This window comes from Bacillus sp. FSL R5-0709 (genome assembly GCF_038004785.1).
GTDB classification, from domain to species: Bacteria; Bacillota; Bacilli; order Bacillales; family Bacillaceae_G; genus Bacillus_A; species Bacillus_A mycoides.
The window spans coordinates 3,801,614-3,824,114 of record NZ_JBBORT010000001.1 but is presented as its reverse complement, the minus strand read 5'-3'; the positions used below and the strand labels follow the sequence as shown (position 1 = coordinate 3,824,114).

Sequence of the window (22,501 nt, the reverse complement as noted above, 5' to 3'; positions counted from 1 at the left end):
ACGCTTTCTTCACAGATGTTTAATATGTTATACTTTTTTTTGAAATTTGAAAAGTGATAATCAAAATAGGAATATAGAGTGCCAGAAAGGATTTTGACAAATGAATGATAAAATTGTCTTTTTTGATATTGATGGAACATTATTAGATCATGATAAGAAAATTCCGCAATCTACAAGAGATGCAGTAAGAGATTTACAAGAAAAAGGTGTGCATGTAGCGATTGCAACAGGGCGTGCGCCATTTATGTTTGAAGATATTCGTGAGGAACTCAATATACATAATTATGTTAGTTTTAACGGGCAGTATGTTGTATTTGAGGATGAGGTATTATTTAATAATCCATTACATCCTGATGCTCTACATAAGTTTACTCAGTTTGCAAAACAAGAAGGATATCCACTTGTATATCTTGACCATCAAGAAATGAGAGCGTCAGTGGAATATCATGATTATGTAAAAGAAGGTTTTGGAAGCTTACAATTCGAGCATCCGGCATATGAACCTGATTTTTATGAGAAACGCGATATTTATCAAACGCTTCTTTTTTGTGAAGTAAACGAAGAAGAAAAGTTTATTCATCATTATCCAGATTTTCATTTTATACGCTGGCATGCATATTCAATGGATATTATCCCTAATGGTGGTTCTAAGGCAAAAGGGATTGAGAAGTTTATTGAGAAAATAGGATTTAATCGTGAACAAGTATATGCATTTGGGGACGGATTAAATGATTTAGAAATGATTGAAGCAGTAGGAACGGGCATTGTGATGGGGAATGGTCATGAGGATTTGAAAAAACTTGCTAATTATGTGACAAAAGATGTTAATGAAGACGGTATTTATCACGGATTAAAGTGGGCTGGCTTGTTATAAGTAAGTGTGGAACCCATTTCATATAATAAAAAGGCGGAAGATTAACTTCCGCCTTTTTACTATTATCGCTCGAGAGGTTTTGAATCATCGGGAGCCACAAATGGATTGTCTTTATTAATATGGTCATAGAACATAACTCCGTTTAAATGGTCGATTTCATGTTGGAATACAATTGCTGGTAAACCTTTTAATCGCAGTTTTACGTCTTCACCGTTAATCGTTGTTGCCTTTACTGTAATTCTCGTGTAACGAGGGACATAACCAGGTACTTCACGGTCTACAGATAGACAGCCTTCACCATTTTGTAAATATGTACGTTCAACAGAATGACTAATGATTTTTGGGTTAAATAATGCGTAGCTATATAACGTATCGTTCGTATCAGTTACATGAACCGCAATCATTTTCTTTGAAATACCGATTTGCGGAGCCGCTAATCCGATTCCGGGGCGTAAATTATATTTTTCAGCCATTTCAGGGTCCTGGCTATTTATTACAAATTCAATCATTTCTTTAAGAGTATTTGTATCTTCCTCGCTAGCAGGTAAGGAGACCTCTTCTGCGACGTCGCGCAAAATAGGATTTCCTTCACGAATTACCTCATTCATTGTAAGCATATGTAATCTCTCCTTTCTCCTTTAGTCTACCAAAGGAGATAAAAAAAGTCATCGGCAAGTAAGGAAGAGCTACTTGGAAACAAATCTTCTACAGATAAGTTATGTAATAAAAAGAAAAGACGGCAAAGCCGTCTGTTTCTTTCCATAGTTGTTTCATTTTACATTAATTAGCGAATGCAAGCAGCACCAACGATAATTAAAAGGATAAACAACACAACGATTAAGGCGAAACCGCTTCCAGATCCGCCACAAGAACCGCCATAACCGTAGGAAGGATATGAACAAGTTGTTGGATAGCAATATGAGTATCCGTACATGAGATGACCTCCTTTATCATTTCCCGCTAATACTGCGGTTACTATAATGTATGGAGGAATGATCAGAAATGTATAGGTATTTACCTATAAAAGGAAGAAGTGTTTGTATAATTTTCTTGAGAAGAGAGAAAAACTAAGGAGAATTAAATCGTTTACATATTATTCTAAGAGAAAAAATAAGTTAAAAAGGGAATAATATAACAGCAGGTTATTGCTTACTAATACAGATGTGAAAAATAAAAACACGTTTGTGTAGAGGAAACCGGCATATTATTTATAAAAAAACGTATTCAAAGTAATTGACATCGTAATTAGAATAGTTGTAAACTAAAAAACGTGATCAAGATTGTATTAATATGTTTTTGAAAAAACATTAGTACAGATTGTTAGGTACACAAAATTATTCTCAACCGACAAACAAATTTGTTGGTTTACATTGTTGCGCTTTCAGTCTAGCTAATAGATAGTGAAAGCGTTTCAGAATATGGTTCAAGAGAGGAAGAGGTGAACGGAATGGGTACTAAAACAAAAAAGACCCTATTTAATGTTGATGAGCAAATGAAAGCTATCGCAGCTCAATTTGAAACATTACAAATTTTAAATGAAAAAGGCGAAGTTGTGAATGAAGCAGCTATGCCTGAATTATCTGATGATCAATTAAAAGAATTAATGCGCCGTATGGTGTATACTCGCGTACTAGATCAACGTTCTATTTCTTTAAACCGTCAAGGACGTTTAGGTTTCTACGCACCAACTGCTGGACAAGAGGCTTCTCAATTAGCAAGTCATTTCGCACTTGAAGCAGAAGATTTCATCTTACCAGGATATCGTGACGTTCCACAATTAGTGTGGCACGGTCTACCATTATACCAAGCATTCTTATTCTCTCGTGGACATTTCATGGGTAACCAAATGCCTGAGAATGTAAATGCACTTGCTCCACAAATCATTATCGGTGCGCAAATCATCCAAACTGCTGGTGTTGCGTTAGGTATGAAATTACGTGGTAAAAAATCTGTTGCAATTACTTACACTGGTGACGGTGGTGCTTCACAAGGTGACTTCTACGAAGGTATGAACTTTGCGGGTGCATTCAAAGCTCCAGCAATCTTCGTTGTACAAAACAACCGTTATGCAATCTCTACTCCAGTAGAAAAGCAATCTGCAGCTAAAACTGTAGCACAAAAAGCAGTAGCAGCAGGTATTTACGGAATTCAAGTAGACGGTATGGATCCATTAGCTGTATACGCAGCAACTGCTTTCGCTCGTGAGCGCGCAGTAAATGGCGAAGGTCCTACTTTAATCGAGACTTTAACATTCCGTTATGGTCCACATACAATGGCTGGTGATGACCCAACTCGTTACCGTACAAAAGATATCGAAAACGAATGGGAACAAAAAGATCCAATCGTACGCTTCCGTGCATTCTTAGAAAACAAAGGCCTATGGTCTCAAGAAGTTGAAGAGAAAGTTATCGAAGAAGCAAAAGAAGATATCAAACAAGCAATTGCTAAGGCTGACCAAGCTCCAAAACAAAAAGTTACTGATTTAATGGAAATCATGTACGAAAAAATGCCTTACAACTTAGCTGAACAATATGAAATTTACAAAGAAAAGGAGTCGAAGTAAGCCATGGCTCAAATGACAATGATTCAAGCAATCACTGATGCTTTACGCGTTGAAATGAAAAATGATCCTAACGTACTTGTGTTTGGTGAAGACGTTGGTGTAAACGGCGGAGTATTCCGTGCTACTGAAGGTTTACAAGCTGAATTCGGTGAAGATCGTGTAATGGATACTCCACTTGCAGAGTCTGGTATTGGTGGACTTGCAGTTGGACTTGCACTTGAAGGCTTCCGTCCAGTTCCGGAAATCCAATTCTTCGGTTTCATTTATGAAGTAATGGATTCAGTTTCTGGTCAATTAGCTCGTATGCGTTACCGTTCTGGTGGACGTTGGACTGCTCCAGTAACAATTCGTTCTCCATTCGGTGGTGGTGTTCATACTCCTGAACTACATGCTGATAGCTTAGAAGGATTAGTGGCACAACAACCTGGTCTAAAAGTTGTTATTCCATCTACTCCATACGATGCAAAAGGTCTTTTAATCTCTGCGATTCGTGACAACGATCCAGTTATCTACTTAGAGCATATGAAATTGTACCGTTCATTCCGTCAAGATGTACCAGAAGGTGATTACACAATTGATTTAGGCAAAGCTGACATCAAACGTGAAGGTACAGATGTATCTGTTATCGCTTATGGTGCTATGGTTCATGCTGCATTAAAAGCTGCTGAAGAACTTGAAAAAGAAGGTATCTCTTTAGAGGTTGTTGACTTACGTACAGTTCAACCATTAGATATCGAAACAATCATCGCTTCTGTTGAAAAAACAGGCCGCGTAGTTGTAGTTCAAGAAGCTCAAAAACAAGCTGGTATTGCAGCTAACGTTGTAGCGGAAATTAACGACCGTGCAATCTTAAACTTAGAAGCTCCAGTTGTACGTGTTGCAGCTGCTGATACAGTATTCCCATTCTCTCAAGCTGAGAGCGTATGGTTACCAAACCATAAAGATATTGTTGAAGCTGTTAACAAAGTAATGAACTTCTAATTTTTAGTTTTTCATGTGCAAAAGAAATCAGCACATGCTGGTTTCTTTTGTACATATTCCATAATAATGAAATGAATCAGGGGGCTGAATTCCGTGGCATTTGAATTTAAACTACCAGATATCGGTGAAGGTATCCACGAAGGTGAAATCGTAAAATGGTTTATTAAACCAGGCGATGAAGTAAATGAAGATGATGTACTTCTTGAAGTACAAAATGATAAAGCAGTAGTAGAAATCCCTTCTCCTGTTAAAGGTAAAGTACTTGAAGTACTTGTAGAAGAAGGAACAGTTGCAATTGTAGGAGATACATTAATTAAATTTGATGCTCCTGGATACGAAAACCTTAAATTTAAAGGTGACGATCATGATGAAGCTCCAAAAGCTGAAGAAGCAGCAGTAGAAGCGCCAGCAGCGGAAACTACTCCAGCAGCAACTGCAGAAGTAGTAAATGAGCGTGTAATCGCTATGCCATCTGTTCGTAAATATGCTCGTGAAAAAGGTGTAGATATTCATAAAGTAGCTGGTTCTGGTAAGAACGGCCGTGTTGTGAAAACTGACATCGATGCATTTGCAAATGGTGGACAAACTGTAGCAGCAACTGAGGCTCCAGCAGCAGTAGAAGCTACTCCAGCAGCAGCAGCGAAAGAAGAAGCACCAAAAGCACAACCAATCCCAGCTGGTGAATATCCAGAAACTCGTGAGAAAATGAGTGGTATCCGTAAAGCGATTGCGAAAGCAATGGTTAACTCTAAGCATACAGCTCCTCACGTAACATTAATGGATGAAGTAGATGTAACAGAACTTGTTGCTCACCGTAAGAAGTTCAAAGCTGTTGCAGCTGACAAAGGTATTAAATTAACTTACCTTCCATACGTTGTAAAAGCTTTAACATCTGCATTACGTGAATTCCCAATGTTGAATACTGCTTTAGACGATGCTTCTCAAGAAATCGTTCATAAACATTACTTCAACATCGGTATCGCAGCTGATACAGACAAAGGTCTATTAGTACCAGTTGTTAAAGATACAGATCGTAAATCTATCTTTACTATTTCTAACGAGATCAATGAACTTGCTGGTAAAGCACGTGATGGTCGTTTAGCTCCAACTGAAATGAAAGGTGCTTCTTGCACAATTACAAACATTGGTTCTGCAGGTGGACAATGGTTCACTCCAGTTATCAATCACCCAGAAGTAGCAATCCTTGGTATCGGCCGTATCGCTGAGAAACCAGTTGTGAAAAACGGTGAAATCGTTGCAGCTCCAGTATTAGCATTATCTCTAAGCTTTGACCATCGTTTAATTGACGGCGCAACTGCTCAAAAAGCATTAAACCAAATTAAACGTCTATTGAATGACCCACAATTATTAGTAATGGAGGCGTAATAACAATGGTAGTAGGAGATTTCCCAATTGAATTAGATACAGTCGTTGTTGGTGCAGGTCCTGGTGGATACGTTGCGGCAATTCGTGCAGCACAATTAGGTCAAAAGGTAGCGATTATTGAAAAATCTAACCTTGGTGGCGTATGCTTAAACGTTGGATGTATTCCTTCAAAAGCGTTAATCAATGCAGGTCATCGTTATGAGAATGCAATGCATTCTGATGACATGGGTATCACTGCAGAGAACGTAAAAGTTGACTTTACAAAAGTTCAAGAATGGAAAAACGGCGTAGTTAAGAAATTAACTGGCGGTGTTGAAGGCCTTCTTAAAGGTAACAAAGTTGAAATCATTCGCGGTGAAGCTTACTTCGTAGATGCTAACACATTACGCGTAATGACTGAAGATGCAGCACAAACTTATACGTTTAAAAATGCTGTTCTTGCAACTGGTTCTACACCAATCGAAATTCCAGGATTCAAATACTCTAAACGTGTTATCAACTCTACAGGCGCTTTAAGCTTACCTGAAATTCCTAAAAAACTTGTTGTAATCGGCGGCGGTTACATCGGTATGGAATTAGGTACTGCATATGCTAACTTCGGTACAGAAGTTACTGTAGTAGAAGCTGGCGACGAAATCTTAGCTGGTTTCGAAAAAGCTATGAGCTCTGTTGTTAAACGTGCTCTACAGAAAAAAGGTAACGTAAATATCCATACAAAAGCTATGGCTAAAGGCGTTGAAGAAACAGAAACTGGCGTAAAAGTTAGCTTTGAAGTTAACGGTGAAATCCAAACTGTAGAAGCAGATTACGTATTAGTAACTGTAGGTCGTCGTCCAAACACTCAAGAAATCGGTCTTGAGCAAGTTGGAATTAAAATGACTGACCGTGGCATTATCGAAATTGATGAGCAATGCCGTACAAATATTTCAAACATCTATGCAATCGGTGATATCGTTCCTGGACCACCATTAGCTCACAAAGCTTCTTACGAAGGTAAAGTAGCTGTTGAAGTAATTAGTGGCCATGCATCAGCAATCGATTACATCGGAATTCCTGCAGTATGCTTCACTGATCCAGAATTAGCATCTGTTGGTTACACTAAGAAACAAGCTGAAGAAGCAGGAATGACAGTAGCTGTATCTAAGTTCCCATTCGCTGCAAACGGTCGTGCGTTATCATTAAACAGCACTGACGGTTTCTTACAACTTGTAACGCGTAAAGAAGATGGTCTTCTTGTAGGCGCGCAAGTTGCAGGTGCAGGTGCTTCTGATATTATCTCTGAGATTGGTTTAGCTATCGAAGCTGGAATGACAGCTGAAGATATCGCTCAAACAATCCATGCTCACCCAACATTAGGTGAAATCACAATGGAAGCAGCTGAAGTTGCTCTTGGAATGCCAATTCACATTGTAAAATAATTTAAGTAATGTAAATACCCCATCTCTTATTTAAAGAGATGGGGTATTTTTATTTTCATAAAATGACTTGCAAGGTCTTTATATGTACTTGTCGAATGAATATATAATACTTTAAATGAACCGTTAGCATATATGCCGTTATATAATATGTAATTGATTCAAACTTAATCCCATATATTAATAAAATAGAGCATGTCAAAGGAGAAGGTTCCATGAGAATATTACATGTTATATTTTATCATTTTCTATTATGGAGTGGTTTTTCCATTGTATTAACATTATCGAATGGTGATAAGTTTCATTATAAAGTAATTCTCTTTTTCGTATTTCTTTATTTGGCATATGTGATTGCATGTTTTGTATTACACGTAAGAAAGCAGGCATTATTCCTTACGTGTTCAAATTGCATACTTTTTTTAATCATATTCTCTATTTTTTAAATTAACGTTTATAGAAATACATTGTTCTTCCATTAAATAGTTGTAACTCTCCTTCTAATTTCTTCGCTAGAAAACGGCTAAATTCATTTGCTTTTCCTTTATCACCAAATGTTGCTGTAGTAGGCAAAGAAACCTGAATAAAAGATTGTTCCTTTTCTATTCCAATCCCAACATAAATAGAATCATATCGATCGTGACTCGATTGGAGTTTTAATGTTGTTGCTGATGTATCTAATATTTCATAAGGAAAAGCTGTATTTGTATAAGCATAATTAATTTGATTACCAGTCTTGGAAGTAACGGTTTTATAGTTATGAAAAAGGTGTTTAACATCTTCTATTGAAACAGATTGTTGATTGGATTTTGGTACAAGTGTGATAAAGGCGTGTTGCATACAAATTCCCCCTTAGCTTAGTAGAATAATATCATTCTACATCCTACTGAATTTTTTGACAATTAAAAGGAGTATTACTTTTTTTGTTTAATATATTAATGAGTAGGAAGTGTTATTTAGAAAGGTGGAAACTCATGTTTGAAAAATTGTATGATGAGCATGAAAGTGTGAAGGTACGATTTTTAGGATTTATGACGCATGATACACGTTATGATTTTGGAGTTATTTATACAAATATGTTTTTTGGAAAGCCACTTATTGTTTGTATGCAAACAGGGAGATCTACTTTGCTTGGGAGAGATGATGTAGAAAATGTTCCATATATACAGGAAACTTTTAAGTTAGGATCGGAAGAGGAGGCGGAGGAGTTAGCTCAATTTTTTAAATTTCTTGTTCCGTCTACTTCTTTGCATGCGGAGTATGAAGAATAATTAACAAGAAACAGTCGTACGTATGAGATATGGCTGTTTTTTTGTGTTAATATCGCATACTAATTTAATTTTAAAATATTTAATGTGTTATACTAAAAACCTATTGACGTAAAAAGTATAACATATTAAAATGAAGACAGAAAGTTAAGCGGTTACAAAAGTTTTTGGGATTATAAACTTAGGGGGAAATGAAAAATGGGAACAATCGTATGTCAAGATTGTGAAGGTACAATTGCACACTTCGAGGATGAGAAAGTAACGGTACTTTACGGGAAATGTGGATCTTGCGGATGTGATCACACAGAACATACAAAAGCCCAATAATTGATAGGAAATTGACAGCTAAAAGTTTTTAGGACCATAAACTTAGGGGGAAATGAAAAATGGGAACAATCGTATGTCAAGTTTGCGAAGGAACAATCGGACATTTTGAGGATGAGAAAACGACAGTACTTTATGGGAAATGTGGTTCCAATTGTGACTGTGCTAGTAGAGACAATGCGAAAGCTTAATCATATATAAGTAGATTATTCTTAAAAATCAGGGGGAAATGAAGATGGGAACAATCGTATGCCAAGTTTGTGAAGGAACAATCGCACATTTTGAAGATGAAAAATCAACAGTACTTTATGGGAAATGTGGATCTCATTGCGAATGTGACCATAAAGAACATACAAAAGCTTAATAATTAAGAAAAAACGCCTACACATGTAGGCGTTTTTTTAATAGATTGTAGTTGTATGTCCGACTGTTGCAACAATTGCATCATCTCTAATAGGAATAAATCCAATTGATGTTTGTGGCGTGTTAGGAGGGGCATATTGACTCATCATACGGCTATCAATACGAGTAATAAAATCGGTTAAATAAGCTGAAATAAAAGCATAAGGGATCCTTCGTTCATTTAATGAATAAATAATTTCCTCTTTCGTTTTTACGCCTACGCCATGTCCGTAAAAAAAGAAGTTTCCTAGATAGATTGTATTTTCTCCTTGCCACTCAATCGTAGCTGGATTAACTTGTGGGTTTTTAAAGTAAACGAGGTCACCTGGAACGATATCGCCACTCGTTTTTGTTATGAGCTTTAAGTCGCGATCGTAGTCCCATGTATAAAGTAAGAGGTTTGCGAATAGACGGTTGAAAGTTTTTTCCTCATATAATGATAGTAATGCTTTGTAAAAAATGATAATCATTGCGGTGGCACATTCAGTTCCATATAGTTTTCCGTTTTTAAAAATATCTTGGATGGCAATGGAAGGGGCTATGTTTGGAAGTAGTTGAAATCCGCCAAGTGATGTTCTTTCCCAAAACTGAGGATTGCAAAAAGATTGTTGAAACGTACGAAACTGAAATCCACTTTGAAAAAGTTCTAGCGCGGAAGTAATAATATTAACTCGTAAATTAAGATCAAAGCTGAGTTCATCGGCTGTTCGGAAGGAATAAACTTCTTGATTTCCCGCCATTATGGATAAAATCTGTTGTTTTTCAGCTGCAAATGGCTCATATTCATTTGTGATATAAGGGTGTACAATAGAACGGCCTATCACAATCATAATGGTATCCCCCCTATACGTTACAGATTTCGCGATACGGGAAATCCTATATTGGACTTTAGACATAGGATGAAAGTATCGCTTTTTCATAGAAAAACATTTATCCCGCTATTTGCGGGCAGTAAGAATTCCACCTCAAAATTCGGCTGGAGCCCTGCTACCCGTAAACGCCCGATTGGTGAAGGCTAATAATCAGTGGGGATGAACAAAACCCCACTGATTAAAGTTTCACTTTATATTTTGGTAGACTTTAACTACAGACAAGTACAAGTCTTTAAAACGCCAATGTGTTCTTTGAAAAAAGATAGCATAGGGAGTTCGATAGCCGAATTCAAGCTATCGGTAAAATGATATGTGTCGTCAAGAACAAGACGCTAAAACACCTGAACACGAATCTGTACGGTATGGTATAAGTACCGTAGCTCACGAACCTATACGGTCTGTTGTGAGAGTGGTGATGGCACACCGCAATCTTGCACGTCAGCGATACCAGAAATGGACTTCGCCTTAGGTAGCAAGAATCCCACTGATGTTAGTCAGCTTGCCCCATTAGGGTGGGAATGTCAAATTCTTTAGTATCGTATGAAAAAAAGAGAAAAAAGGTGAAAGAAAAGCCTATCAACTGATAGGCTTGTACTCTTTAATAACACGTAATGTTTGTAATGTCATATCTTCAGGACCTTGTACAGGTAACCCAGCTTCTAAATTTTTAAGAATATACTCTAAGTTATCTTGTGTAATAATTTCCCCCGGAGTAAAGATTGGAATCCCTGGCGGATAAACCATAACAAAATCAGCTATAATACGACCTGCTGCGTTTTCAAATGGAATGACTTCTGTTTCTGAATAAAAAGCATCTCTAGGAGAAAGTGCTAGCACAGGTATTTCTGGTATTTCTACTTGTACTTGAACACCTTTGTCTGCTCTATTTCTATATGTTGCTGCTAAATCTTGTAATGCTGTAATAAGTGTATCTGTTTCACTTTCTGTATCTCCAAATGTGATAAGACAAAGTATGTTATATAAATCAGAGAGTTCTACTTCAATGTTGTAATGTTCTCTAAGCCATACTTCAGCCTGATGGCCTGTAATACCTAAATCTTTTACAGATACAATTATCTTTGTAGGATCATAGTTAAAAGTAGCATCTGTTCCTAGCATTTCTTTTCCGGGACAATAAAGATGCTCAATAGCATTAATAGCATCACGAACATGCTCAGCTAATTGTATTGTTTGTTCTATGAGAGCTGTTCCTTCTGTAGCAAGACGTTTTCTAGCAACATCAAGGGATGCTAACAAAATGTAAGAAGTTGATGTAGTCGTAAGCATGCTAATAATGGATTGGACATGCTTTACGTTCACAAGACCTTCTTTTACATTAAGAATAGAGCTTTGGGTTAAAGACCCACCTAATTTGTGAACACTTGTTGCTGCCATATCTGCACCTGCTTGCATAGCTGATATTGGTAGTTCATCATGAAAATGGATATGAACACCGTGAGCCTCATCAACAAGTACAGGAATATCGTAAGAATGAGCTAATTCTACAATCTGCTCTAAATCTGCAGCAAACCCAAAATATGTTGGATTTATAACAAGTAAGCCTTTCGCATCTGAGTGCTCTTCAAGAGCCTTTTTGACAGATTGAATTGTGATCCCATGTGAAATACCGAGCTTCGGATCAATCTCAGGATGCATGAAAATTGGTTTTGCACCTGAGAAAATAATAGCTGACATTACTGATTTATGCACATTCCGTGGCACGAGGATTTTATCCCCAGGACCGCACACGCTCATCACCATTGTCATAATTGCACCACTTGTACCTTGAATAGAAAAGAACGTATGATCTGCACCGAAAGCAGCGGCTGCTAAATCCTGTGCTTCTTTAATCATACCTTTTGGATGATGTAAATCATCGAGCGGCGCAATATTAATTAAATCAATTGCTAATGCATTATGCCCAATAAATTCGCGAAATGTAGGATCCATGCCCTGTCCTTTTTTATGACCAGGAATATGGAATTGAACTGGATTTCGCTTACTGTGCTCAACTAAAGCGGTAAACAATGGTGTTTCGTATTGGGACAATCTATACACCCCTTCTTCTTCGTAATATTTATTAGAGTTTGTTTTATATGATTTCATCTCATTCTAAAAGGAAATTAAGATGACAAACTTTTAGAACTTGACTTGTTTTTCTGCCATTCGCAAAAGCCTTTTTGGGGATGGTAGTCTCACTTTATTCTCTATAAAACAAAAGCATTATATCACCAATAATTATAGATGTATAGAAAAATCGCATTTTCAAGGTGAGTATGTTTAATAGTTATATTTTAAATACTGCAAAGAGGAAGACAATTCCATTGAAATGGATAAATGGTGTATAATGCAGAGTGGCTATAGTGAAGAATAAAAGGTTGTCTTAAAGGTAGCATAATGGAAAAAGAAAGAATACTGAATGAGGTGCAAAAATGGAATATCAATATCCACTTGATTACAATTGGTCAAATGAAGAAATGGTAGCAGTTGTAAAGTTTTATGAAGCGATTGAAAAGGTATATGAAAAAGGAGTTTTGAGAGAAGATTTGATGGAATTATATCGTCGTTTTAAAGAGATTGTGCCATCGAAGGCAGCGGAGAAAAAAATTGATAAAGAATTTCAAGAAGTAAGTGGATATTCTATATATCGTACGATTCAAAGAGCAAAAGAAGTAGCGGAAAAAAAGATTGTGAAAATGTAAAAATATTTTGAAAATTAAAATGCAAAGTGCTATAATGTGATAACAACTAAAAACGGACAATATAAATTGTCCGTTTTCTACTATCGATTACAAAGTGCATATAAAGGAAGGAGTGGTTGCATCGTAGATTCAATCTTAGCAAGGAATTGTTCGTTGGTCATTGCTGAAAACTCCTCTGGTGATATATGAATACCGACTAATAACTCTGCTTTTTTCACAGTAGCTAAACGTTCAATCATCTTTTGTAAGTCTTCCGTTTCAAGCGTTTTATGTAGTTTTACACCTGGTTTAGTATGGTCAATGGACCAAACGAAGTCATTTGGAATATTTGTTTTTAAATCATTTAAATGTTCTAAGAAGGCGTGAGCCGTCTCCACTTTTTGTGGACACTCATAGATTAAACCAAAGTATATGAAGGCGTGAGTACCCCATAAACCAATTTGAAAGTGTGGTAACATTTTATATCCACGTTTATTTGTTGAAAAAGCAACCCAAGTATCGTTTGGTGGATTGACTTTGCGGCGTGCATGTTTTGCTACATGGTAGAAAAAGTTTTCATCAGTTTGTTGTGATAAATATTCTGCAAATTGTTCCCCTAAAGCTTCTAGCTTAGGATGAATATTCGTTTTAATTGCGCTCATTCGTTCTTCAAGACCATCAACAGTAAAGACTTCAAAATCAGTTGATGTGAATGTTTGTAGTGTCATGATTGTTCCTCCAACTCCTATTTTGTTTTAATTTTAGCATAGCTTGTACTATTCATAAAAAAAACATCACAAAAAAATTTAAATAAAAAAATATAATTTTGTTGCATAGATGATTTATCCAACATAGTATAGTATAAAACAAAAAATCAGAAAATTGAATCAATTCTAGTCCGAGGGCAGACGAATATTGGGAGGAGGCAAAAAAATGAGACAGGTGATTAATGCGTTAAAGAGAACAGATGCTGAAAAGAGAATTCCGGTGCTACGTTTGGAGCTAGATTATGAATTAGCAACTTTATATGATGCGATGATGGATAACGACAAACAGAAAAAAGAAGAGTGCGTACAAAAATTAGAAGTGTTAAGACTTGAAATGATCCGTTTAGAAGCGTAATAATAGTATATGTATAAATAATTAGTTGGTGCGAACCTTATAAAGGGTTCGTTTTTTCTGTGAACAGTATAGATCGGAGTGTTTAAACATGCAAGAAGTATGGAAAGACATCGATACACACGCGAAACAGTGGATTCGAGAAGCCGGAGAACAATTAATGGCGTCACTGAAAAAAACACTTATTATAGAAACAAAGTCAAATGCAGCTGATCTAGTAACAAATATGGACCGAGAAACGGAGCAGTTTTTAATTGGGAAAATTAAAGAAACATTCCCGGCTCATAACATTTTAGGAGAAGAAGGCTATGGAGATGAGATTACCTCTTCTAATGGGGTTGTTTGGTTAATTGATCCAATTGATGGCACGATGAACTTTGTTCATCAAAAAAGAAATTTCGCAATCTCAATCGGGATTTATGAGAACGGTATCGGAAAGATTGGTCTTATTTATGATCCAGTTCATGACGAACTATATCATGCGGTAAAGGGAGAAGGGGCTTTTTGCAATGATTTAGCTATTCCCATGTTGGAAAAAGGAACGGTAGAGCATGGAGTTATAGCTTTGAATGCGATATGGCTTACTGATAATCCATTGCTTAATATGGAAAAAATGATGATGCTCGTTAAGAAGGCGAGAGGTACGAGGTCATATGGTTGTGCAGCGTTAGAAATGGTATATGTTGCCACGGGAAGATTAGACGCATATGTAACACCGCGCTTATCGCCATGGGACTTTGGCGGGGGACAGATTATTGTAGAGGAAGTTGGCGGTAAAGTGACAACGTTCTTGGGAACGCCTCTTTCTATTGTAGAGAAAAGCAGTGTGTTAGTTGCAAAACCAGGAGTATACGAAGAATTATTACCATTTGTATCGCAATAATGAAAAAAGTAAGAGGCATAAAGAAGCTTCTTACTTTTTAATGTTATTGCGATTTACGCATTTTTCTTTTTGTTACAAAACCGTATCCAACTGTAACAAATGTGCCGATAATGCAAATAATAATGCCGATGGGACTATTTTCAGCAATCATAATTCCGATACCAATTAAGAAGATAACACCGATAATTGCTGTTAATAAAAAGCGATATTGAATGTGTTCCATTTCTTCACCCTCCAATCTTATTTTACTTTCACAAAAGTAAGAATACAACTATATTTTCATTCTTGATTTTATTTTGATTGCCATTGTATCCCCTTCGCTCTTATAATAGAGAAGGATTAAAAAGACATTAGGAGTTGGACATGTTGAAAAAACGACAAGATTTACGAAATATAGCAATTATTGCCCACGTTGACCATGGTAAAACAACACTTGTTGACCAGTTATTACGTCAAGCGGGGACGTTCCGTGCGAATGAACATATTGAAGAACGCGCAATGGACTCAAATGATCTAGAAAGAGAACGTGGTATTACAATTTTAGCGAAGAATACTGCGATTCACTATGAAGATAAAAGAATTAACATTTTAGATACACCTGGTCACGCTGACTTCGGTGGAGAAGTAGAACGTATCATGAAAATGGTTGATGGTGTTCTACTTGTAGTTGATGCATATGAAGGTTGTATGCCACAAACACGATTTGTTTTAAAGAAAGCTCTTGAGCAAAACTTAACTCCAATCGTTGTTGTAAACAAAATTGACCGTGACTTCGCTCGCCCTGATGAAGTAGTTGATGAAGTAGTTGACTTATTCATCGAACTTGGTGCAAACGAAGATCAATTAGAGTTCCCAGTTGTATTTGCATCAGCAATGAACGGAACAGCAAGCTTAGATTCAAATCCAGCAAATCAAGAAGAGAATATGAAATCATTGTTTGACACAATCATTGAACATATTCCAGCACCAATTGATAACAGCGAAGAGCCACTTCAATTCCAAGTAGCACTTCTTGATTACAATGACTATGTTGGTCGTATTGGGGTTGGACGCGTATTCCGCGGTACAATGAAAGTAGGACAACAAGTTGCATTAATGAAAGTTGACGGAAGTGTAAAACAATTCCGTGTAACTAAATTATTTGGTTACATTGGATTAAAACGTCAAGAAATTGAAGAAGCAAAAGCTGGAGATTTAGTAGCTGTTTCAGGTATGGAAGACATTAACGTAGGTGAAACGGTATGTCCGGTTGAGCATGAAGAGGCTTTACCATTATTACGTATTGATGAGCCAACATTACAAATGACATTCCTTGTAAATAACAGCCCATTTGCAGGTCGTGAAGGTAAATTCATTACTTCTCGTAAAATTGAAGAGCGTCTTCGTTCACAATTAGAGACAGATGTAAGTTTACGTGTAGATAATACAGATTCTCCTGATGCATGGATCGTATCTGGACGCGGAGAGTTACATTTATCAATCTTAATTGAAAACATGCGTCGTGAAGGTTATGAACTACAAGTATCTAAGCCTGAAGTAATTATTAAAGATGTCGATGGCGTAAGAAGTGAGCCTGTAGAGCGCGTACAAATCGATGTTCCTGAAGAATACACTGGTTCTATTATGGAATCAATGGGCGCACGTAAAGGTGAAATGTTAGATATGGTGAATAACGGAAACGGTCAAGTTCGCCTTACTTTCATGGTTCCAGCACGTGGGTTAATTGGTTACACAACAGAATTCCTAACATTAACTCGTGGTTATGGTATTTTAAACCACACATTTGATTGCTACCAACCAGTACATGCTGGACAAGTGGGTGGACGTCGTCAAGGTGTTCTAGTTTCACTTGAAGCAGGAAAAGCATCACAATACGGTATTATGCAAGTTGAAGACCGTGGTGTAATCTTCGTTGAACCAGGTACAGAAGTATATGCTGGTATGATCGTTGGAGAACATACACGTGAGAATGATTTAACAGTTAACGTTGTAAAAATGAAACAACAAACTAACATTCGTTCTGCGACGAAAGATCAAACTTCAACAATGAAAAAACCACGCCTAATGACTTTAGAAGAGTCATTAGAGTACTTAAACGATGACGAGTTCTGTGAAGTAACTCCAGAATCAATTCGTCTACGTAAAAAGATTCTTGATAAGAGTGAGCGCGAAAGAGCTGCTAAGAAAAAGAAATCTGTTGAAGCATAAAATAATAGAACAGCTACCTTTTATAAAGGTAGCTGTTTTTTTGTTTTATGTTTATTTTTTTAGAATATTTACTCTTTTTTGTAGACAGTATTTTTTTTGCGAGTTACTCTTGTATTAAGTACATAAAGAGAATTTGTTTCATGAGAAGGGGTGAAAGATAGTGTTAGAAAGAATGTCATTTTTCGCGAAACTTTGTAAAGTTGATGAAAATCCAGAGTTAGGGATGTGGTTACTTTATGGAACAATAATTTTATTAAGTGCACTTGTATATAATTTAGGATTTGCAAGGAAGCTATCGGTACTAAAAAATATAGTGATATATATTTCTTTAGCAATTGGATGCACGGTATTAACTTTTTTTGCAGTTTTTTTACCCGTTGGAGAGGGGCTCGTTGTAGCGGCAATTGTACTTGGAATTTATAGACTGCGTTTACGTCAAGCTAAACAACAAAAAACAGGGTGAAAAAAGGAGGGGCTTTCATGCGCTCAGTACAAGATGCATTATATAATTGGTTAACAATTAAAACGGTTGCGGAAGCACGTCCAGATGATAGAGCTGCACAAGAAACGTATGTATTATTTCAAAATATGATATATGAAGAGCATAAATTACGAAATGTAGAAGTTGAAAAGAACGAGGAAATGTATTTGATTACATATGAAATTGATGGAGAAATAAGGTGTGCAAGATTTCCGGTAGAAGCCATTGATTGTTTTTTGGATCAGATGAATCGTGAACCAGAAAAATACAAATAAGTCCTTATCTATATGATTAAGGACTTATTTCCGGTTTACCAATCGTCTTCTACTTTTTTATCACGATATAATCGGAAATTACCACTCGCATGGCGTTCCATAGTACGCTCTGCAATTCGTTCCGTACATTCCATGCACATATATGTATGAATAGGGCGATTACGCAGTTTTTTTGCCATAGGATTTTCGTCATCTAACATATCTTTTTTATCACAAATCATACATCTGACTCTCATTTCGTCACCTCAATACGAATTCTATCAGTATAAGTATATCATGGAAGCATAATGTTTTTGAATAATAGCGGGAAAAAATAATATTTTCGCAATTCGAAAAATAGGTTATGATAAGGATATATAAATAATATTTGGAGGTGGAAATATGGCGAATGTAGTTGAGCCTACATTGACAGGTGATTTAGTACAATCTTTGCGTAAAGAGTGTATCGTTATGATAGCAACAACAGATTTCGAAAAACAAATTCCTAACGTAAGTGCTATTTCTTGGGTATATGCAGTGAGTGAAACTAGTATTCGATTTGCGGTAGATCAACGCTCACGTATTGTGGGGAATATACGGCATAGTGCAGGGGTTGTATTGACTATAATGGCGAATGAATCCGTATTTTCCATAAGTGGTGAAAGTGAAATTTTAACAGATAGAATGGAAGGGATTCCTCTAAAATTAACGGTAGTAGAAGTGAATGTACAAGAAGTTCGTGATGTTATGTTTTATGGTGCGAAACTTGCTACTGAACCAACATATGAAAAAACATATGATCTTCGAGCAGCTAAAAAGCTTGATAACCAAGTATTAGTAGGAATGAAAGAATTATAAAGAAGATGAATAGGAACATCGTTCATAAACTTTTACAAGTGAGTATTGTGATTTAATGTGAAAAATTATAATAAAAAGTAATATATTGAATAGAAATGAATAAAAAATAAAGAAAAGGTTTAATTTCTATGAATTTCGATTCTACCTCGTTTTTACGGTACATATAATTATAACAATGGTTCGTCCATATTTTATGGATGAAACCCTTGTTCTACAAATTTAAAAGTGGAGTCAGGGGGTAACAGGTTGGATAAAATTTATGTGTTAGATACGAATGTACTTTTGCAGGATCCTTTATCTATTTTTTCATTTGCAACAAATGAAGTAGTGATTCCAGCAGTTGTATTAGAAGAGGTTGATTCGAAAAAACGTTATATGGATGAAGTAGGACGAAATGCTCGCTATGTATCTAAGTTAATCGACAAATTTCGCGAAATAGGAAAGCTGCATGAAAGTATTCCGTTAGAAAACGGCGGTACATTTCGTATTGAATTAAATCATCGCTCATTTGTTCAACTGCAAGATATTTTTGTAGAAAAAACAAATGATAATCGAATTTTAGCGGTAGCGAAAAACCTCTCTTTAGAAGAACAAGAAAAAGAGGACGGGAAATCAGTTATTTTAGTAAGTAAAGATGTACTCGTAAGGGTAAAAGCTGATGCAATCGGATTGCAGGCCGAAGATTATTTAAGTGACCGAGTAATCGAAGTGGAAAATATATATTCAGGATTTTTAGAAGGGTATATATCAAAAGAACAGTTAGATTATTTTTATGAAAAAGGTGAACTACCTTTATCTGAAATCGCAAATCATCCTTTTTATCCAAATCAGTTTGTTGTAATGAAAGATGCACTAGGGGGTTCTAGTTCTGCACTTGGGATTGTGGATCATTTAGGTAAGAAGGTAAAAAAACTTATTTTTCACAATGAACAAGTGTGGGGGATACGCCCACGAAACGTGCAGCAAATTATGGGATTAGAATTGCTACTTCGGGAAGATATTCCACTTGTAACGTTAACAGGGAAAGCCGGTACAGGAAAAACGTTACTTGCATTAGCTTCGGGACTAATGCAAACGGAAGATTTAGGGTTATATAAAAAACTACTTGTCGCGAGACCAATTGTACCGGTAGGGAAAGATATAGGCTATTTACCAGGAGAGAAAGAGGAAAAATTAAGACCGTGGATGCAGCCGATTTTTGATAATCTAGAGTATTTATTCAATACGAAAAAGCCTGGGGAGCTAGATGCTATTTTAGCTGGAATGGGTTCGATTGAAGTAGAAGCGCTTACCTATATACGCGGGAGAAGTATTCCAGACCAGTTCATTATAATTGACGAGGCACAAAATTTAACGAAGCATGAAGTAAAGACGATACTAACAAGGGTAGGCGAAAAAAGTAAGATTGTATTAATGGGGGATCCTCAGCAAATTGATCACCCGTATTTAGATGAATATAATAACGGTTTAACATATGTTGTAGAGAAGTTTAAAGAACAACGTATTAGTGGTCATGTAAAGTTTGTTAAAGGAGAGCGTTCTAATTTAGCACAACTAGCAGCGGATTTATTATAAAAAGGAGTGAGCTTAAGCTCACTCCTTTTTTGCCTTTTAATTATACAATTTAAATGATTGTAAATTTACGGATGTTACGAATCGGATTTTGTCTATTAGATCCATCATGGAAATATAGATGAACAGGCCCGTCTTCTCGTAATGGTTTACCTTCTTTTGAAAAACCGAGAATAGCTTTATGGGCTGTTTCTAACGGAAGTGTAATTGTATTGTCTGTGGTTTCAATTTCGACATGAGTAGCATCTTCTAAAATTTCAGCATTTTTTAGAAATGGATGAAGTGGTATGCCAAAGGTCCCGTTAATAAGCTGTTCTTTTTTATATTTCTTTACACTTTGTTGTATTGGCGGGAAGGCAGCACCATCACGGATTTCGCGATCCCAATGCTCTGAAGTATGTTTTAAGTATGTTTCTAATTCGGATGATTCTTCTCTAGTTTCATCAAAGTAGGTTGTCAAATCTATTTTTCGATCATCGAAAATCCATACAGTTGGATCGATAGTGATTGGAAAACGAACTTTTCCATTAATAAATAAAATTTCGCTCATTGTTGTTCCCCCATTTGTGTTATACTCCCACTTTTCAGTATAATAGTATTAGACACTGTTGTCACAAAAAATGTTTCTATTGCAATTTATTAAAACTATCGCTAATATTAATAGATATGAGAGAGTAGGACGGAAACGGAGGGAATCAATTTGGCGTCTGAGACAGTATCAAATCATCAGGAAAAGGCACTAGCCCTTCTACAAGCGGATGCAGAGAAGATTTTAAGACTTATTAAGGTACAAATGGACAATCTTACAATGCCGCAATGTCCATTATATGAAGAAGTTTTAGACACACAAATGTTTGGACTATCCCGCGAGGTCGATTTTGCGGTTCGCCTTGGTCTTATTGCAGAAGAACAAGGGAAAGCAATGTTAGGAGAGCTCGAACGTGAGTTGTCTGCACTTCATGAAGCATTTACAAACAAACAACAATAACGGGTTCAAATAAGGGGGCTCAAACTGAAATAGTTTGGGCTTTTTATTTGTATAATAAAGAAGGAAGAACCTATATACATATGGAATACAACAATAATTAAATTGAAACAGAAAGAGGAAATGAAATGAAAAAAGTATGGAAATCGATGGATTATTCCTTATTACTTCCTCTTGTTATCTTATGTGTGTTGGGAGTTATAATGGTATATAGTTCTAGTTCCATTGTTGCGATTTCGTCGAGACATAACTGGCCAGCAGATTACTTTTTTAAAAAACAATTATTTGCTCTAGCTGTTGGAACGATAATGTTAGCGATTATCGTTGCCATTCCTTATAAGTTGTGGAGAAAGCGAATAGTTTTGATCGCAATGGGAATAGGGAGTATTGGTCTATTAGCAGCAGCCTTTCTTTTCGGTCAGGTCATAAATGGTGCAAAAGGATGGATATTAGGTATACAACCAGCTGAGTTTGTGAAAATAACGGTTATTATTACGCTAGCAAACTTTTTTGCTAAGAAACAAGAAACGCAAACAGCTTTTGTACAAGGGATAATTCCTCCTCTAGCTGTTGTCGGTGGAGCGATGGGATTAATTTTACTTCAAAATGACTTAGGGACCGATATACTAATAGGTGGAACTGTACTGATTATGTTCTTTTGTTCAGGAGTTAATGTTAATTTAAGTATAAAGCGATTCCTCTTAACGTCTATAATATGGATTCCAGCGTTATATTTTATTGGGAACTATAAGTTAAGTCAGTACCAAAAAGCTCGGTTTTCAGTTTTTCTTGATCCATTTAACGATCCTCAAAATGATGGGTTCCAATTAATAAATTCTTTTATTGGAATTGCTTCAGGAGGGCTAAATGGTCGAGGGTTAGGGAACAGTGTGCAAAAATATGGATACTTACCAGAACCGCAAACAGATTTTATTATGGCAATTATATCTGAAGAACTTGGATTTATAGGCGTAGCTGTCATTTTAATCTGTTTACTACTTATTATTATTCGGGCATTTAGGGTTGCACAAAAGTGCAGAGATCCGTTTGGAAGTTTAATAGCAATTGGAATTGCAAGTTTGTTTGGAGTTCAAACTTTTATAAATGTTGGTGGTATGTCTGGGTTAATACCGCTTACAGGGGTACCATTACCGTTTATAAGTTATGGTGGTAGTTCTTTATTGGCTAATTTACTTGCAATGGGTATACTGTTAAATATTGCTAGTTATGTAAAACGACAAGAGAAACAACAAAACAAATTGACTAACGAAATAGAACAAGGTGGACCGCATCTTGTTGTTGTAAAATAAAAAACACATTGAGCTCTAGAGTTCAATGTGTTTTTTATTTTGTTAGATTTTAAATGTGATACAATATT

Annotated in this window: 29 protein-coding genes; 20 read left to right on the top strand and 9 right to left on the bottom strand. The window is 36.2% G+C overall.

The genetic code is table 11. The features are described 5' to 3' along the window. Positions 1 to 100 precede the first annotated feature (100 nt). Entirely contained in the window at positions 101 to 874 is a 774-nt protein-coding gene (locus MKX37_RS19390) for a Cof-type HAD-IIB family hydrolase (protein ID WP_002014845.1), read from the top strand. A 62-nt stretch (positions 875 to 936) separates the two neighbouring features. Here MKX37_RS19390 and def read toward each other — a convergent pair whose 3' ends face one another. Continuing rightward, positions 937 to 1,491, bottom strand: a complete 555-nt coding sequence (gene def / locus MKX37_RS19385; RefSeq protein WP_002014846.1) for a peptide deformylase — start codon at positions 1,489 to 1,491, stop codon at positions 937 to 939. 167 nt (positions 1,492 to 1,658) lie between these two features. Then, positions 1,659 to 1,808: a YjcZ family sporulation protein gene (locus tag MKX37_RS19380; RefSeq protein ID WP_002014847.1), complete on the bottom strand. Its 150-nt coding sequence runs from the start codon at positions 1,806 to 1,808 to the stop codon at positions 1,659 to 1,661. A gap of 513 nt (positions 1,809 to 2,321) precedes the next feature. Here MKX37_RS19380 and pdhA point away from each other — a divergent pair. From pdhA to MKX37_RS19355, 5 genes are all read left to right on the top strand, one after another. Next, positions 2,322 to 3,437 carry a pyruvate dehydrogenase E1 component subunit alpha gene (gene pdhA / locus MKX37_RS19375; RefSeq protein ID WP_000536893.1) on the top strand — a complete coding sequence of 372 codons (1,116 nt, stop codon included), beginning with the start codon at positions 2,322 to 2,324 and terminating at the stop codon, positions 3,435 to 3,437. 3 nt (positions 3,438 to 3,440) lie between these two features. Then, complete coding sequence (pdhB, locus tag MKX37_RS19370; protein WP_000068162.1) at positions 3,441 to 4,418, top strand: pyruvate dehydrogenase complex E1 component subunit beta; 978 nt, start codon at positions 3,441 to 3,443, stop codon at positions 4,416 to 4,418. 93 nt (positions 4,419 to 4,511) lie between these two features. After that, positions 4,512 to 5,804: a pyruvate dehydrogenase complex dihydrolipoyllysine-residue acetyltransferase gene (pdhC, locus tag MKX37_RS19365; protein ID WP_002033838.1), complete on the top strand. Its 1,293-nt coding sequence runs from the start codon at positions 4,512 to 4,514 to the stop codon at positions 5,802 to 5,804. Positions 5,805 to 5,809: 5 nt separating this feature from the next. Further along, a complete protein-coding gene (gene lpdA / locus MKX37_RS19360) occupies positions 5,810 to 7,222 on the top strand; it encodes a dihydrolipoyl dehydrogenase (RefSeq protein ID WP_002014851.1) in 1,413 nt (470 codons plus the stop codon). A gap of 212 nt (positions 7,223 to 7,434) precedes the next feature. After that, positions 7,435 to 7,662 (top strand): hypothetical protein, encoded by a 228-nt coding sequence (locus MKX37_RS19355; RefSeq protein ID WP_002088334.1) that lies wholly within the window; start codon positions 7,435 to 7,437, stop codon positions 7,660 to 7,662. Between the two features lies 1 nt (position 7,663). On the opposite strand, the gene MKX37_RS19350 is transcribed toward MKX37_RS19355, so the two are convergent. Then, positions 7,664 to 8,056, bottom strand: coding sequence for a DUF1885 family protein (locus tag MKX37_RS19350; RefSeq protein WP_002128879.1), 393 nt, complete (start codon positions 8,054 to 8,056; stop codon positions 7,664 to 7,666). A gap of 134 nt (positions 8,057 to 8,190) precedes the next feature. Between MKX37_RS19350 and MKX37_RS19345 the strand changes: the two genes are divergently transcribed. The 4 genes from MKX37_RS19345 (at position 8,191) to MKX37_RS19330 (ending at position 9,172) form a co-directional block, all read left to right on the top strand. Beyond that, on the top strand, positions 8,191 to 8,487 hold the full coding sequence (locus tag MKX37_RS19345; RefSeq protein ID WP_000462037.1) for a DUF3055 domain-containing protein: 297 nt from the start codon (positions 8,191 to 8,193) through the stop codon (positions 8,485 to 8,487). A gap of 195 nt (positions 8,488 to 8,682) precedes the next feature. Further along, a complete protein-coding gene (locus MKX37_RS19340) occupies positions 8,683 to 8,811 on the top strand; it encodes a GapA-binding peptide SR1P (RefSeq protein ID WP_000536778.1) in 129 nt (42 codons plus the stop codon). A gap of 59 nt (positions 8,812 to 8,870) precedes the next feature. Continuing rightward, a complete protein-coding gene (locus tag MKX37_RS19335; RefSeq protein WP_002033839.1) occupies positions 8,871 to 8,999 on the top strand; it encodes a GapA-binding peptide SR1P in 129 nt (42 codons plus the stop codon). A 44-nt stretch (positions 9,000 to 9,043) separates the two neighbouring features. Further along, positions 9,044 to 9,172 (top strand): GapA-binding peptide SR1P, encoded by a 129-nt coding sequence (locus MKX37_RS19330; protein WP_000536785.1) that lies wholly within the window; start codon positions 9,044 to 9,046, stop codon positions 9,170 to 9,172. 37 nt (positions 9,173 to 9,209) lie between these two features. On the opposite strand, the gene MKX37_RS19325 is transcribed toward MKX37_RS19330, so the two are convergent. Together MKX37_RS19325 and speA are read right to left on the bottom strand one after the other, a co-directional pair. Then, positions 9,210 to 10,040, bottom strand: coding sequence for a protein-glutamine gamma-glutamyltransferase (locus MKX37_RS19325; protein ID WP_002066931.1), 831 nt, complete (start codon positions 10,038 to 10,040; stop codon positions 9,210 to 9,212). 618 nt (positions 10,041 to 10,658) lie between these two features. Further along, a complete protein-coding gene (gene speA / locus MKX37_RS19320) occupies positions 10,659 to 12,131 on the bottom strand; it encodes an arginine decarboxylase (RefSeq protein WP_002128878.1) in 1,473 nt (490 codons plus the stop codon). 383 nt (positions 12,132 to 12,514) lie between these two features. On the opposite strand from speA, the gene MKX37_RS19315 reads away from it, so the two are divergent. After that, positions 12,515 to 12,784, top strand: coding sequence for a UPF0223 family protein (locus MKX37_RS19315; protein WP_002014862.1), 270 nt, complete (start codon positions 12,515 to 12,517; stop codon positions 12,782 to 12,784). Positions 12,785 to 12,864: 80 nt separating this feature from the next. Here the strand turns inward: MKX37_RS19315 and MKX37_RS19310 are convergent, their stop codons facing one another. Continuing rightward, positions 12,865 to 13,491: a YktB family protein gene (locus tag MKX37_RS19310; RefSeq protein WP_002014864.1), complete on the bottom strand. Its 627-nt coding sequence runs from the start codon at positions 13,489 to 13,491 to the stop codon at positions 12,865 to 12,867. 205 nt (positions 13,492 to 13,696) lie between these two features. On the opposite strand from MKX37_RS19310, the gene MKX37_RS19305 reads away from it, so the two are divergent. After that, positions 13,697 to 13,885: a hypothetical protein gene (locus MKX37_RS19305; protein WP_002121995.1), complete on the top strand. Its 189-nt coding sequence runs from the start codon at positions 13,697 to 13,699 to the stop codon at positions 13,883 to 13,885. A gap of 88 nt (positions 13,886 to 13,973) precedes the next feature. Next, positions 13,974 to 14,765: an inositol monophosphatase family protein gene (locus MKX37_RS19300; RefSeq protein ID WP_002033721.1), complete on the top strand. Its 792-nt coding sequence runs from the start codon at positions 13,974 to 13,976 to the stop codon at positions 14,763 to 14,765. Between the two features lie 43 nt (positions 14,766 to 14,808). Here the strand turns inward: MKX37_RS19300 and MKX37_RS19295 are convergent, their stop codons facing one another. Further along, complete coding sequence (locus MKX37_RS19295) at positions 14,809 to 14,988, bottom strand: DUF5325 family protein (RefSeq protein ID WP_000400127.1); 180 nt, start codon at positions 14,986 to 14,988, stop codon at positions 14,809 to 14,811. Between the two features lie 140 nt (positions 14,989 to 15,128). On the opposite strand from MKX37_RS19295, the gene typA reads away from it, so the two are divergent. The 3 genes from typA to MKX37_RS19280 all read left to right on the top strand — a co-directional run bounded on the left by typA (position 15,129) and on the right by MKX37_RS19280 (position 17,729). Beyond that, a complete protein-coding gene (gene typA / locus MKX37_RS19290; RefSeq protein WP_002014867.1) occupies positions 15,129 to 16,973 on the top strand; it encodes a translational GTPase TypA in 1,845 nt (614 codons plus the stop codon). A gap of 160 nt (positions 16,974 to 17,133) precedes the next feature. Further along, entirely contained in the window at positions 17,134 to 17,436 is a 303-nt protein-coding gene (locus tag MKX37_RS19285) for a YlaH-like family protein (RefSeq protein WP_002014795.1), read from the top strand. A 17-nt stretch (positions 17,437 to 17,453) separates the two neighbouring features. After that, entirely contained in the window at positions 17,454 to 17,729 is a 276-nt protein-coding gene (locus MKX37_RS19280) for a hypothetical protein (RefSeq protein WP_002014793.1), read from the top strand. A gap of 35 nt (positions 17,730 to 17,764) precedes the next feature. Here MKX37_RS19280 and MKX37_RS19275 read toward each other — a convergent pair whose 3' ends face one another. Next, positions 17,765 to 17,965, bottom strand: coding sequence for a YlaI family protein (locus MKX37_RS19275; RefSeq protein WP_002094429.1), 201 nt, complete (start codon positions 17,963 to 17,965; stop codon positions 17,765 to 17,767). A 145-nt stretch (positions 17,966 to 18,110) separates the two neighbouring features. Here MKX37_RS19275 and MKX37_RS19270 point away from each other — a divergent pair, with 145 nt between their 5' ends. Together MKX37_RS19270 and MKX37_RS19265 are read left to right on the top strand one after the other, a co-directional pair. After that, on the top strand, positions 18,111 to 18,566 hold the full coding sequence (locus MKX37_RS19270; RefSeq protein WP_002014791.1) for a pyridoxamine 5'-phosphate oxidase family protein: 456 nt from the start codon (positions 18,111 to 18,113) through the stop codon (positions 18,564 to 18,566). A 246-nt stretch (positions 18,567 to 18,812) separates the two neighbouring features. Continuing rightward, positions 18,813 to 20,141 (top strand): PhoH family protein, encoded by a 1,329-nt coding sequence (locus MKX37_RS19265; protein WP_002088317.1) that lies wholly within the window; start codon positions 18,813 to 18,815, stop codon positions 20,139 to 20,141. Positions 20,142 to 20,190: 49 nt separating this feature from the next. Here the strand turns inward: MKX37_RS19265 and MKX37_RS19260 are convergent, their stop codons facing one another. Beyond that, positions 20,191 to 20,688: a hypothetical protein gene (locus tag MKX37_RS19260; protein ID WP_002014789.1), complete on the bottom strand. Its 498-nt coding sequence runs from the start codon at positions 20,686 to 20,688 to the stop codon at positions 20,191 to 20,193. A gap of 150 nt (positions 20,689 to 20,838) precedes the next feature. Between MKX37_RS19260 and MKX37_RS19255 the strand changes: the two genes are divergently transcribed. After that, positions 20,839 to 21,126, top strand: coding sequence for a YlaN family protein (locus MKX37_RS19255; RefSeq protein WP_000135698.1), 288 nt, complete (start codon positions 20,839 to 20,841; stop codon positions 21,124 to 21,126). 125 nt (positions 21,127 to 21,251) lie between these two features. Next, on the top strand, positions 21,252 to 22,433 hold the full coding sequence (locus MKX37_RS19250) for an FtsW/RodA/SpoVE family cell cycle protein (protein WP_002033727.1): 1,182 nt from the start codon (positions 21,252 to 21,254) through the stop codon (positions 22,431 to 22,433). Positions 22,434 to 22,501: the final 68 nt, after the last annotated feature.